Genomic DNA, 14,664 nt, shown 5'->3' with positions numbered 1-14,664 from the left:
CGGATGCGCGTGGGGGGTGCCGTGGGGATGCGCCGCGACCGTCGCTCAGCCGCCAGGGCAGGTGCCACTGACATCGCGGTGGTAGGCGTCGGTTGCCGGTTCCCCGGCGGAGTGGACGACCTCGACTCGCTGTGGCGCGTCCTGGACGAGGGGCGTGACGTCACCGGCCCCGTCCCGGCCGGGCGACCCGGCGCCGCCTCGCTCGACACGGTCGGCACCGGCGGGTTCCTGCCCGACATCGACCTGTTCGACGCCGAGTTCTTCGGCGTCTCACCCCACGAGGCGCGCGAGATGGACCCGCAGCAGCGGCTCCTGCTGACGCTCGCCTGGCGTGCCATGGAGCACAGCGGTGTGCCGCTGTCAGCCTGGGCGGGCAGCGACACCGGGGTCTACTTCGGCATCCTGGCGATGGACTACGCCGTCCTGCACGCCCGCACCCTCGGCGTCGACCACGTGGGGGCGCACTACGCCAGCGGCAAGGAATTCAGCTTCGGGTCAGGCCGGGTCGCGTACACGTTCGGTCTGAACGGGCCGTGCATGACCCTGACCGCCGCCTGCGCGTCGTCGCTGCTGGCGGTGCACCTCGCCGCGCGTGCCCTGGCGGCGGGCGACTGCGACACCGCGCTGGCCGGTGGGGTCAACCTGATGGTCGGTCCGGAGCTGACCCTCTACATGCGACGTATCCAGGCGCTGTCACCGCAGGGGCTCTGCCGCCCGTTCGACGCGGACGCCGACGGCGTGGTGCGCGGCGAGGGCGGCGCGGTCGTCGTCCTCAAGAGGTACGCGGACGCCGTCGCCGACGGCGACCAGATCTGGGGCGTGATCAAGGGAAGCGCGACGAACCACGACGGCCGCAGCGCCGGCCTGACCGCGCCCAACGCCCTGGCCCAGGAGCAGTTGCTGCGCAACGCGCTCCGCGACGCCGACGTGTCGCCCGCCGACATCGAGTACGTCGAGGCGCACAGCACCGGCACGCCGCTGGGTGACCCGATCGAGCTCAGCGCGTTGGCAGCGGTCTTCGGTCCCGAACGTGCGCCGGAGCGCCCGCTGCTCGTCGGCTCGCACAAGGCCAACTTCGGCCACCTCGACTCCGCCGCCGGCATCCTCGGCCTGCTCAAGGGCCTGCTGGTCGCGCGTAGCGGGGTGGTGCCGCCGCAGATCAAGCTGGCGCAGCCGACGCCACGGTTCGGCTGGTCCGGTTCCGGGTTGGCGGTCCCCACCACCCGCACGGTGTTGCCCCACGCACCCCATCGCCTCACCGGCGTCAGCGCGTTCGGTCTGTCCGGCAGCAACGTGCACGTCGTGCTCGCCGCGCCCCCAAAGGAGCGCGCCGCGCAGCCGCCGGCGCCCGTGTCGTGGCCGGTGCTGGTGCTGTCCGGCCCCTCCGGGTCGGCGCTGGCCGACCAGGTCACCCGGCACGCGGCACTGCTCGACGACCCCGCGACGGCGGAGCCCGACCAGCTCGGCGACCTGTTGTTCAGCACCGGTGCCCGGCGTAGCCACCACACGCACCGGCTCGCTCTGACCGGCGCGAGCGCCGCCGACCTGCGCGGCGCGTTGGCCGGTCACCAGGCCGGCGAGAGGTCCGCCAACGCGGTCAGCGGCGAACTGCTGCACGACGGTCCGGCGTACGTGGTGCAGGTGTTCTCCGGCCAGGGCTCGCAGTACCCCGGCATGGGTCTCGACCTCTACCGCGCCGACCCGACGATGCGCGCCACGCTCGACGAATGCGACGCGTTGACCCGGCGGATCGCCGGATGGTCGCTGCTGGAGGAGCTGGGTCGCCGCACCGGCAGCCGGTTGTCCGAGACCCGGTTCGCCCAACCGGCGATCTTCGCGATCCAGATCGGGCTCTCCCGGCTCTGGGCCCGGTGGGGTGTTCCGCCGGACTCGGTCGTCGGCCACAGCATGGGGGAGGTCGCCGCGGCCTGCGCGGCCGGCGCGCTGCCGCTGGAAGACGCGCTGCGGGTCATCGTGCTGCGGGGAGAGCTGTTGCAGCCGGCGTCCGGCAGCGGACGGATGGCCGCCATCGCGCTCTCCGCCGACGAGGTCACCGCCACCATCGGCCGGTACGCCGAGGTGGTGATCGCCGCGGTCAACGGGCCTCGCTCGGTCGTGGTCGCCGGCCCGACGGTCGCCGTGGACCGGCTGCTGGCCGACCTGACCGCCGCCGGGGTGCGGTGCGTGCCGCTGGCCGGCGACTACGCGTTCCACAGTCCGGCGGTCGCGGCGTACGGCGACGAGTTGGAGCGCCGGCTCGACGGCCTGACACCGGCCGAGCCGCGTGTGCCGATGCTGTCCAGCGTCGACCCGAGCGGCGTCGTACCGGAGTTCGGGCCGGCCTACTGGGGCCGCAACGTGCGCGAGCCCGTGCTGTTCTGGCCGGCGATCGACCGGCTGCTGTCCCGGCGGCCGGCGGTCTTCGTGGAGCTGGGTCCGCATCCGGTCCTGACCGGGCCGCTGGCGGCGTCACTCGTGGCCCGCTCCCGTCGTGGCGCGGCGATCGGCAGCCTGGCGCGGGGCCGACCGCCGGTGGAGACCCTGACCCGAGCCCTCGCCGAGGCGTACACCGCCGGTGTCGCGGTGGACTGGGCAGCGGTGTACGGCGAGGGTCGGCGGTACCGGCCGCTGCCGCCGGTCCGGCTCTCCGAGGAGCGGTACTGGCTGCCGACCCCCGAGTCCGTCGCCCTGCCCGCACCGCAGGCGGTGGGGACGGATCCCGTCGGCTCCGCGCACGGCGTCGCCGGCGTGGCGCTGGGCGAGCTGCGGGCCGAGGTGCGCCTCATCGCGCCGGACGGCACCGTCGTGCAGACGTTGGCCGGTGTCGGTGTGCCGACGACCGCCGCGCCCAACGGTGCCGGTGGCCGGGGTGGCGAGGGTGTCGGCGAGCGACGCGGCACCGGTGCGGCCGCCAACGGCGCCGGTGTCGGCGGTACGACCGTCAACGGTGTCGCCGGCGGGGGCGGTGTCGGCGGCGCGACGGCCAACGGCGCGACTGCCAACGGCGCGACTGCCAACGGCGCGACTGCCGGCGGTACGGATGCCGCGGGCGCGGGTGTCGGCGGTGGCGGGAGCGGCATCGGCGGCCGTGACGGCACCAACGGGGCCGGCGCCCGCGCTCGCACCCCGGTGGAGCGGGAGCGGATCGCCGCCCTGGTCAACGATGCCGTCGCCGAGGCCCTCGGCTACGAGCCCGGCCGCCGTCTGGCGCGCGGGCGCGGCTTCTTTGAGCTGGGCATGGACTCGCTAGCCCTGGTCGCGCTCGTCAGCCGGCTCGAACGCGAGCTGGGCGCTGTCCTCGGGGCTGCCGTCGGCATCGAGCACCCGACCATCGACGCTCTCACCGACCACCTTGTCGCCGAGGCACTCCCGGCCGGGCCGCCGCCTCCCGCCGAGTCAACAGAGCCGGCGCGCCCGGTTGAGCCGCCCCGCCAGGCTGCGTCACCGCCGATCGCCGCGGCGGCGGCTGTTCCGGTCGCGTCGGTCGTACGCGGGCCGGCCGAGCCGGTGGCCATCGTGGGCATCGGTTGCCGGCTGCCGCGGGCCGACGGTCCCGAGCAGTTCTGGCGGCTGCTGTCCGACGGGGTCGACGCCACCGGCGACGTGCCGGCGGACCGGTGGGACGCCGAGGCGCTGCTCGGCGCCGGTCCCGGCGCCCCCGGCACCGTGGTCACCCGCCGTGGTGGTTTCCTGGACCGGGTCGACCTGTTCGACAACGCGTTCTTCCGGATCTCGGCCCGGGAGGCCCGGGCCATGGACCCGCAGCAGCGCCTCTTCCTGGAGGTGGCCTGGGAAGCGCTCGAGGACGCCGGGGTCACGCGGGAGCACCGGCGATCCGCCCGGGTCGGCGTCTTCGTCGGCATGAACACCACCGACTACCAGCAACTGCTCACCCGGCGGGCCCGGGACGTCGACCTCTACTACGGCACGGGCAACTCCTTCAGCGGCACGGCCGGCCGGTTGTCGTACTTCCTGGACGTTCGCGGCCCCAGTCTGGCGATCGACACGGCCTGCTCGTCGTCGCTGGTCGCGGTGCACCTGGCCGTGCAGAGCCTGCGCGCCGGGGAGGCCGACGTCGCGCTCGCCGGCGGGGTGAACGTGATGGTGAGGCCCACCGTGCACCTGGCGATGTCGGCTGCGGGCGCGCTGTCGCCCGACGGTCGCTGCAAGACCTTCGACGCCAGCGCCGATGGCTACGGGCGCGGTGAGGGTGCCGGGGTGGTGGTGCTCAAGACACTCGCGCAGGCCGAGCGCGACGGCGACCGGGTCTACGCCGTGATCCGTGGCAGCGCGGTCAACCACAACGGCGCGAGCGGCGGCCTGACCGTGCCCGGCGGCGAGGCGCAGGAGGAGCTGATCCGCACGGCGCTCGCCGCCGGTGGTGTCGCCGCGTCGGACGTGGACTACCTGGAGGCGCACGGCACCGGCACGGTACTCGGGGACGCCGTGGAACTGCGGGCCATCGCGCGTGCGCTCGGCGGCGGGCGGCAGCCGGACCGGCCGCTGCTGGTCGGGTCCGTCAAGACCAACATCGGCCACCTGGAGGCGGCCGCTGGTATCGCCGGGCTGATCAAGACCGCGCTGGCGCTGCGACACGGCGAGCTGCCCGCGCACCTGCACGTCACCCGTCCCACCTCCCAGGTGGACTGGGCGCGGCTGCCGGTCCGGATCACCACGTCCACGACGGCGTGGCCGGCCACCGGCGGGCGACCCCGGGTCGCCGGGGTGAGCGCGTTCGGATTCACCGGGACCAACGCCCACGTGGTGCTCAGCGGGCCGGCCACCCCGGCGTCGCCGAACGGGCACCGGACACCGGGCGTCGCCGCGTCCGCCAGGGCCGGCGCGATCATTTCCGGCCGGGCTCACCTCCTGGTTCTGTCGGCCGCCGGGGACGGCGCCCTGGCCGCCGCCCGGGAGAGCTTCGCGGACGTGCTGTCCGCGCAGGGCGGCGCGGACATCGCCGACATCTGCCACGCAGCGGCGACCCGGCGCGCTCACCTGGAGCACCGGCTGGCGGTGGTCGGTCGCGGGATCGCCGACCTCGCCGCCGGGCTGTCCGGTGGCGACGGCGCGCACCAGGGCGCGGTGTCCGACGAGTCCGAGCGCCTGGTCCTCGTGTACGGGGACCGCGCGCCGGTCGACTGGCGTGCCCTCGATCGCGACGAGCCCGCATTCCGGGCCACGTTGGACGCGCTCGACGACAGCGGCGCGCTGCGTACGGCGCTTACCGCCGGCGACGCGGATCGGGGCGAGCCGGCCGCCGTGCTGGCCGTCCAACTCGCTCTCACCGCCGTCTGGGAGGCATACGGGGTACGGCCCGACGCGGTCGTCGGACGTGGCGTCGGTGAGTTGGCAGCGGCGTGCGCGGCGGGTGCGCTCGACCGGGCGCGGGCGATCGGCGCGGCGCTCGACGGCACGACCGTCACCGTGGCGGCACCCACCGACACCTCCTCGACGCCCGTGCTGTGGCTGGCCTCGGCGGGCGGTCCGGTGTCCGGTCCGCACCCGGTGCCCGCCCGGTCACCGGCGTCGGGCTGGGACGCGCTGGCCGCGTCGCTCGCGGCGGCGGGGGAGCGGGTGTGGCTCGCGGTCGACGGCGGGTCGGACGCCGCGGCTGTCGCCGCGGGTGGGGAGGCGAGCCTCCTGGCGGTCGGTGCGGACCTGGGCCGTCCGGAGGGATTCCTCGACGTCATCGCCCAGCTCCACGTGGTCGGTGTCGGCATCCACTGGGAGAGGCTGTTCGGCCGCCGCCCGTACCGGGCGGTGCTGCCGCGCTACCCGTGGCAGCGACGCCGGCACTGGGCGGATACGTCGGACCCGGCGACCGGTTCGGCGGCCGTCGCCCAGCGGTCGGCCTCCGTGACCACGACGCCGGCTGTCCCGACCACTCCGGCGCCCTCCGGCACCACCCTGCCCGACGATGTCCGGGACCGCTGCGCCGCGCGTACGTTCACCGTCCGGTGGCGTCGCGTCCTGCCCCCCGCCCCGGAGGCGGCGGCCGGGCGGTGGCTCGTCGTCCCGCTCACGGGCGCGTCCGTCGAGGCGGGTCAGCGGGTGGTCGATGGTCTGCGGCTCGCCGGCGTCGAGGTGACCTGGCGGCCACCGTCCGCCGGCGCGGGCCCCGACGACGACCGGGGCGGTAGGCCGACCGCCGGCGTGGGGGAGGGCGACCTGCCGCCGTGGGCCGATGTTCCGCCGGACCACGGGATCGTGCTGGTCGCGGCGGCCGCACCCGGCAGTGTGCCGGTCGAGGTCCTGGTAGCGGGTGTCGTGCGGGCAGCCCGTCAGCTTCGCGCCGGACTCGACGTGCCGTCCGGGCGGTTGCGCGTCGTCACCGCCGGGGCGTACCAGCCGACCGGTGCCGGCGAGGCGGACCCGGCGCAGGCGGCGGTGTGGGCGGCCGGGCGGGTGCTCGCCATGGAGGCCGCGCCCGGGTGGGGCGGTCTGGTCGACGTCGACCCGCGCCTGCTCGGCACCGCGCCGCGTCAGGTCGGCGGCGAGCCGGGCCAGCAGGACCCCGGCTGGACTCCCGGCGACGCTGCCGGGCTCGCCGGTGCGCTGACGGCGCCGCGCGGGCCCGCGACCGAGCCGGTCGAGGACGAGTTGCTCCTGCGCGAAGGAGCCTGGTACGCCGGACGGTTGTCCACGGCGGACCCGCTGCCGACCGCGCTGCCCGAGTTCGACTGTGATCCGGACGCCTGGTATCTGGTGACCGACGCGCTGCACCCGGCCAGCCGACCGTTCGTGGACGTGCTCGTACGCCGTGGCCTGCGTCGGCTGATCGTCGGTGAAGCCACCCCGCTCGACGCCACCCCGTCCGACGTCACGCCGTCCGACGGTGCGTCCCCGGGGCACGTACGGCTCGCCGAGCTGACAGCGGCCGGCGTGGAGGTGCGACGGATCGACCTCACGAGGGCGGACCGTGGGGCGGACGAACGATCGGCGGCAGACCGCGCGGCGGATCTCGCGGCCGACCTGACGCCGGACGCGTTGGGCGCCCCGCTCGGTGGCGTGCTGCTGGTCGGGAAGCCCGCGCCGGCCGCCCCGCTCGACACCCTCGACGAGGGCGCGGTGTCGTCGGCCGTGCGCTGGGCTGAGGTCGTACACCGGCTGGACCTGGCGACCCGGGACCTCGCGCCGCCGCTGTTCTGCGTGACCGGCGCGGCGGCCGCGGTCTGGGGGGCCACCGGGATGGCCGCGCGGGCCGCCGCCGAGGGCGCGGTCGACGCGGTGACCACGGCGCGAGAGCAGGCCGGTCTACCCGTCCAGGTGGTGCGGTTCATGCCCGTCGACGACCCGGCCGAGCTGTCCCGCCGGGACCGGATGGTGATGGTCGACAGCGGCCTGCGGCCGCTGGCCGGCGCGGAGCTGGGCGAGGCCTTCGAGGTGGCGCTCCGGGCGGGCCTGACCCAGGTCACGGTGGCGGACGTGGACGCGCCCCGGTACGCGCGGGTGTGCCGGGAGCGGGCCGACCGCGCGTTCCTGGCCGAGGTGGGCGTCGAATCCGTGGCGGGCGACGGCCGATCGCAGGAGGACGGGCCGCCGGTCGCGCCGCTGGCCGCCGTCGTGCTGGCGCTGCCGGCCGAGCAACGGGCCGAGCGCCTGTTGGAGGCGGTGCTCGACGCGGTGGCCGAGGTGCTGGGCGAGGCGTCCGGGGTGGACGTGCTGGCCCACCAGGGCTTCTTCGACCTCGGCATGGACTCGGTGATGTCGCTGAGCCTGCGCGGCTGGTTGGAGCGCGCGCTGGGGGTGGACCTGCCGGCGACGCTCACGTTCGAGTTTCCCAACGCGGCGGCCCTCACCGACCACCTGCTGACGCTGCTCGATCCGGCCGCCGCTGTGGACCGGTCGAGCGCGCCGGCCACCACGCCGGCCACCACGGCGACCGGCGGGCCCGACGACGCCGACGACGACCTGGCGGCGATGTCCGAGGACGAGCTGATCGCGCGGCTGTCGGCCGCGCTCGCGGAGGGGGGCTGAGATGTCGACGACCGCTTCCCGTACACCGGACAGCCGCCGGCTCATGGCCGACGCGCTGCGCACCATCGAGGACCTGCGCCGCCGCCTTGCCGACAGTCGGGACGGTTGGTTGGACGAACCGATCGCCATCGTCGGGATGGCCTGCCGGTTCCCCGGCGGCGCGCACTCGCCGGAGGAGTTCTGGACGCTGCTGCGCAACGGGGTGGACACGACCTCGGAGTTCCCGGCGGAGCGCGCCGACGCCGGCGCGTACCACGACCCGGACCCGGAGGCGCCGGGCAAGGCGTACACGATCCGGGGCGCCTTCCTCGACCAGGTCGACCGGTTCGAGCCGGAGGCGTTCGGGATCTCCCCGCGCGAGGCGCTGGGCATGGACCCGCAGCACCGCATCGCGCTGGAGATCTGCTGGGAAGGGCTGGAGCGCGCCGGCTACGCGCCCGACCGGCTCGACGGCTCGCGCACCGGCGTCTACTTCGGTCTGAGCACGACCGACTACGTACGCGCCCGGCAGAGCGTCGGCGACATCGACGACGTCGACTTCTACCAGCTCACCGGCGAGCCCAGCTTCCTGGCCGGCCGCATCTCGTACCTGCTCGGACTGCGGGGGCCGAGCAAGGTCGTCGACACCTCCTGCTCGTCGTCGCTGGTCGCGCTGCACGAGGCGTGCCAGGCGCTGCGGCTGCGGGAGTGCGACCTGGCGTTGGCCGGCGGGGTGAACCTGCTGCTGTCCCCGTACGGCTTCGTGATGATGAGCAAGTTCCGCGGGCTCTCCGCCGACGGGCGGTGCAAGACCTTCGACGCGTCGGCGGACGGCTACGCCCGCGGGGAGGGCGCCGGTGTCGTGGTGCTCAAGCGGCTGTCCGCCGCGCTGGCCGACAACGACCCGATCGTCGCGGTCGTCCGTGGCTCGGCGGTCAACCACGACGGTCGCTCCAGCGGCCTCACCGTGCCGAATCCGCTCGCGCAGCAGGACGTGGTCGGCGCGGCCATGAGCCAGGCCGGCGTCGGGCCGGACGGCGTGGACTACGTCGAGGCGCACGGGACGGGCACCTCGCTGGGCGATCCCATCGAGCTGCGTTCGCTGGAAGCCGTCATCGGTCGGCACCGCCGACCCGACGACCCGCTGCTGGTGGGCTCGGTGAAGACGAACATCGGGCACCTGGAGCCGGCCGCCGGCATGGCCGGCCTGTTCAAGGTCGTGCTCGCCATGTCGAACGGCGAGATCCCACCGCACCTGCACCTGAACGAGCCCAACCCGAACCTGGACTGGTCCGCCTTGCACGTGCGGGTGCCCGTGACCTGTACGCCGTGGCCGGATCGGGGCCACCCGCGCACCGGCGGGGTGAGCAGCTTCGGGGCGAGCGGGACGAACGCGCACGTGGTGCTGGCGGCGCCGCCGGCCGGTGCCGCTCGGGCTGGTGCCCAACCGCCGTACGGGTTGTTCCTGGCCTCCGCGCGTACCGAGGAGGCGCTGCGTGAGCTGGCCGACCGGCACGCCCGGTGGCTACGCGGTCCGCACGCGGTGTCCCTCGGCGACGCCTGCTACACGACGCACGTCGGCCGCGCGGTCCAGACGCACGGCCTCGCGGTCACCGCCGCCGACACCGACGAGCTGGCGGACGTCCTGTCGGCGTACGCGCAGGGCCGCCACCCGCGCGGGCTGACGGTCGCCGCGCTGCCCCGCCGCCGCGATCGCAAGGTCGCCTGGCTGTTCACCGGCCAGGGCGCCCAGTACCCGGGCATGGCCCGCGGGCTGCTGGGGAACGCCGCCTTCCGCGCCGCGTTCGAGGAGGCCGCGGCGCTCTTCGACAGCGAGCTGCCCCGCCGGTTGGCGGACGTGCTGTGGGCCGACGGTCCGACGCCGCTCGACGACACCCGGTACACGCAGCCGGCGCTGTTCGCGGTCGAGTACGCCCTGGCCCAGATGTGGCTCTCCTGGGGCCTGCGACCGTCCGCGGTGGCCGGCCACAGCGTCGGCGAGCTGGTCGCCGCCTGCGTCGCCGGTGTGCTGGACCTGCCCGCCGCCGCGACGCTGGTGGCCGCGCGGGCGCGGTTGATGGCGGAGCTGCCGGCGGGCGGCGCGATGGCCGCCGCAGGCTGCGCGGAGGAGGTCGCCGTCGCGGCGATCGACGGGTACGCGGGCACGGTCGCGGTCGCCGCGGTCAACGGGCCGGGCGACGTCACGATCTCGGGTCACGCCGCGCATCTGGCCACCGTCCTGGAGCGGCTGGCGACCGACGGCGTCCGCACCCGGCGGCTGGCCGTGTCGCACGCGTTCCACTCGCCGCTGATCCGACCCATGCTGGAGCCGTTCCGGTCGGTGCTGGCCGGGCTGTCGTTCCGCCCGCCGCGCATTCCGTTGGCGTCCAACGTCACCGGTCGGCTGTTCGGCGACGACGACCTGGGCCCGGACTACTGGCTGCGGCACGCGGCCGGCGCGGTCCGCTTCCGCGACGGGGTGCGCGCGTTGCACGACGCGGGCATGCGCACCTTCGTGGAGCTCGGGCCCGCGCCCGTGCTGACGGCCCTCGCGGCCCGCTCCCTCGCCGGCGAGCCGGAGTGCGCGTTCGTGCCCACCCTGCGGCGGGGCGGCGAGGACCTGCGTGAGGTGCTCGGCGCGGTCGGCAGCGTGAGCCTGCGGGGCGCACGTCCGGACTGGCGGGCCTTCCACGCGGGCGAGGACGTACGCGCGGTACCGCTGCCGACGACACCGTGGCGCGGCGCCCACTACTGGTTCCGCGAGGTCGGGCCGGTCGCCGCGCCGGTCGCGGCCGCCGCCGAGGAGACCGGGGCCGCCGCCGTGGCCGGCGACATCCCGGGCGTCGGCCGCCGCCTGCCCGGACCCGTGCCGGCGTACGAGGTGACGCCCGAGGCGCTGGCCGGTGAGTCGCCGGGTCTCGGCGCGGTGCTGGACGTGGCGGTCCGGGCCGCCACGGACTGCCTCGGTGGCGGGTGGCGGTGCGCCGAGGATCTGAGCGTCCACACGTCGGTCCCGACCGGCGAGCGGGGTCACCTGCGGCTCACGGTCACGGCGCGGGACGACGGCTCGGCCGACTGGGAGCTGGTCGGGGCCACCGCGGCCCGGGAGGCGCTGGCCGCGCCGTGGATCCGCCACGCCAGCGGGGTGCTGCGGCGCCGGTGGCCGGCCGACCGCCCGTACCCCGACGGGGACAACGACGTCGAGACCGCGCCGGAGATCCCGGTGCCGGCCGGCGCGGGCTGGCACGAGCTGCTCGACGCCGCGCGGGTCGCGGTCACGGTGGCGGGCGGGGCGGAGTCGGAGAACGGCTCGACGCTGGCCGGCTGCGGCGCGCTCGGTGGCACGGCCGCGACGTCGAGTGACGTCCTGCCCCCGGGCGGCGTACGGGCGGTGCGGGTCCGCGTCGGGTCCGTGCGCGCGGTCGGCGACGTGCTGACCGGGGCCGTCGACCTGCTCGACGCCGGGGGCGTCCCGATCGGGTACGCGCAGGACGTGACCGTCGCGCCGGTGCCCGCGCCGGCCCGTTGGGAGGTCCCGGCCGACCTGCTCTACGAGCAGACCTGGGTGCCCCTGCCCGGGCCGTCCCCGCAGCCGCCGGCCGACCTGGCCGGACAGAGCTACCTGCTGGTGGCCGACCCGACGGGTCCGGATGCCGCGTTGGTGACCGGGCTGGCCGCGCTGCTGCGGGAGCGCGACGCCGCCGTGACGGTGGCGGCGCCGCCGGTGGTGGGCCAGGGGTCGGACTGCCGGCCTGACCCGGACGCCGTCCGGGAGCTGGTCGCCACCTGGTCCGCCGGCCCGGGTCGTCCCCGGCTCGCGGTGGTCCTGACCGGGCTCGACGCGCCGGGGTCCAAGGACTGCGACGCCGCGAGCCTTCAGGAGTACGCCGGGCGCGCGGACCTGACGACCCTCGCCCTCCTGCGCGCGATGCTCGACGACCCGGCGAGCGCCGACGCCCGGCTCAGCCTCGTCACCCGCGCCGCTCTGCGGGTGAGCACGGAGACCGCCGTCCCGGACGCGGCCGCCCCGGTCGCCGGCACGTTGTGGGGCCTGGGCCGGGTGCTGGCGCTGGAGCACCCGGACCGGTGGGGCGGGGCGATCGACCTGGACCCGCGGCGCCGACCCGGCGAGGACCTTCTGCTGCTGGCCGCGCTGACCACGGGTGGGTTGGTCCCCGGCGACCCGTCCGGCGTCGGCCCGGCCGACGCACAGGACGGCTACGACGACCAGCAGGCGCTGCGCGCGGACCGTCGGTACGCGCTGCGCCTGACCCCCGCGCCCCCACTGCCAGCCGAGGCGCTGCGCCGTCGGCCGCCGGTCCACGGCGAGGCCACGTACCTGATCACCGGGGCGTTCGGCGGGATCGGCCTGACCGTCGCGGAATGGCTGGCCCGCGCCGGCGCCGGCCGCCTGGTGCTGCTCGCCCGCACCGCGTTGCCCGAGCGGGACGGTTGGGCCGACGCGACCGGGGAGGCCGCGCGGCGGATCGACGCGGTGCGGCGGCTGGAGCGGCTGGGGACCACCGTCGACGTGGTCGCCGCCGACGTGGTCGACGAGGCGGCGATGACCGCCGTGTTCGCCGCGCTGGAGAACGGCGCCCAGCCGCTGCGCGGTGTCGTCCACGCGGCCGGCGTGTCGGAGCCCGAGTTCGCCCGTACTGCCACCGACGCCGCGTACCGGCGGGTGTGGCGACCGAAGGTGATCGGCGGCTGGCTGCTGCACCAGCTCACGCGCGGCGCGGAGCTGGATTTCTTCATCGGCTTCTCGTCGATCGCCGCGACCTGGGGCTCGCAGCACCTGGCCAGCTACGCGGCCGGCAACGCGTTCCTCGACGCGCTGGCGGGGCACCGCGAGGCCGCCGGCCTGCCGGCCCTGTCCGTCGCGTGGGGCCCGTGGGACCTGCCGTCCGCTCTCTTCGGCGACGAGGTGATGGCGTTCCTGAAGGCCACCGGCTTGCGGCCGTTGCCGGCCGAGCAGAGCATCCGGATCCTGACGGCGCTCGCGGCCGGCGACGCCACGCAGCGGGTGGTGTGCGCGGTGGACTGGTCGGTGTTCAAGCCGGTCATGCAGGCCCGCACGGAGCGGCCGATGCTGCGCGGCATCACCGCCGACGAACCGGCCGCGGACGATGTCGCGGAGGCGCCGCTGCTGGCCGGCCTGCGCGCCGAGGGCGACCCGCGCCGGGTGCGGGCCACGCTCGGCGCGTACGCGGTCGAGTTGGCGACGGACGTCCTGGGCGCCGGTTCGGGGGCGCTCGACGAGGAGAGCGACGTGCTGGCCAGCGGCATGGACTCGCTCATGGTCATGGACGCCGTCCGGCGTTGCCGGCGGGATCTCGGCCTCACCGTGCGCGCCGGTGATCTGCTCACCCTCGCCACCCCGGCACAGTGGGCCGACCTGTTCGCCGGGCTGCTGGCCGACCGGTCCGGCGACGGGTCCGCTGACGACGCCGTGCCGCCCGCCGGTGACCAGGGCGGCGGAGACCTGGCGGATGACCCGGCCAGTGACCCGGCGTGGATCGCCGGCGAGGTGACCCTCGCGCCGGACATCCGGGTGGTCGGTGATCCGCCGGCCCGGGTGCGCGATCCCCGGCACGTTCTGCTGACCGGCGCGACCGGCTTCGTGGGCGGCTACCTGCTGCACACCCTGCTCGAATCGACCACGGCCCGGGTGTGGTGCCTGGTGCGGTGCGCCGACGAGGGGGCCGGCCTGCGGCGGCTGCTGGACAACATGGAGCGCTACCTCCCCCTGCCGGCCACCGCCGTCGATCGGATCACGGTGCTGCCCGGTGACCTGGCCCGACCCGGGTTGGGCCTGTCCGCCGAGCGGTTCGACGAACTCGCCGACCTGCTGGACGGCATCTACCACTGCGGCGCCCGGGTGCATTTCGGCTACAACTACCAGCAGCTCCGACCGGACAACATCACGGGCACCGAGGAGGTGCTGCGGTTGGCCGCGCGTGGGCGGCCGACCGCGGTCCACCACGTCTCGACGTACGGCATCTGGGGCCTACCGGCCCCCGGCCGCGACGTCGTCGGCGAGGACGACGACATCGCCTCGGCCGGTCGACTGGTGACCGGATACGTGCAGACCAAGTGGGCCGCGGAGCGGCTGGTCGAGCTGGCCCGCGCGCGCGGCGTGCCGGCCGACATCTACCGGCCGGGTCGGGTGCTGGGCGACTCCCGCACCGGCGCGAGCCTGACCACCCACTTCACCACCCGGGTCATGAAGGGCTGCGTGCAGCTCGGGTTGGCGCCGGACATCGACATCAAGGTGGAGATGACGCCCGTCGACTACGTGGCGAGCGCGCTGGTGCACATCTCCCGGTACGGCCCGGCCCTGGGTGGCACGTACCACCTGGTGAGCCCGTACAAGGCACTCTTCGCGGACGTGGTGCGCGCGCTGCGTCGGCACGGCTTCGCGGTCGAGGTCGTACCCGTCGAGGAGTGGTGGCAGGCGCTCAAGGCGACCTACGCCGTGGGCACGAACGAACTGCACCCGGTCATGCCGGTGGTCCAGGAGTTCGTGGTCGGCGGCGAGGAGGCCGTCCACTACGGCGTCGACAACACCGAGGAACAACTGCGGGGCACCGACGTCCGGTGCCCGCCGTTGGACGACGACCTACTCGACATCTACCTGCGCTGGATGGTGCGGACCGGCTACCTGCCCGCTCCCACAGCGGCTGATGAAGGAGCTTGAACGAC

The 14,664-nt window shown here is 75.6% G+C and carries 2 protein-coding genes; both read left to right on the top strand.

The features are described 5' to 3' along the window. Positions 1-3: 3 nt before the first annotated feature. Positions 4-7,980: a beta-ketoacyl synthase N-terminal-like domain-containing protein gene (locus AB0J36_RS12915; protein ID WP_363660518.1), complete on the top strand. Its 7,977-nt coding sequence runs from the start codon at positions 4-6 to the stop codon at positions 7,978-7,980. Position 7,981: 1 nt separating this feature from the next. Next, positions 7,982-14,659: a thioester reductase domain-containing protein gene (locus tag AB0J36_RS12910; RefSeq protein WP_363660517.1), complete on the top strand. Its 6,678-nt coding sequence runs from the start codon at positions 7,982-7,984 to the stop codon at positions 14,657-14,659. The last annotated feature ends 5 nt before the right edge of the window (positions 14,660-14,664 follow it).

This window comes from Micromonospora sp. NPDC049662, assembly GCF_040675055.1.
Classification (GTDB): Bacteria; Actinomycetota; Actinomycetes; order Mycobacteriales; family Micromonosporaceae; genus Micromonospora.
The sequence above is the reverse complement of the archived record's forward strand: the minus strand, read 5'-3'. Positions and strand labels throughout refer to the sequence as shown.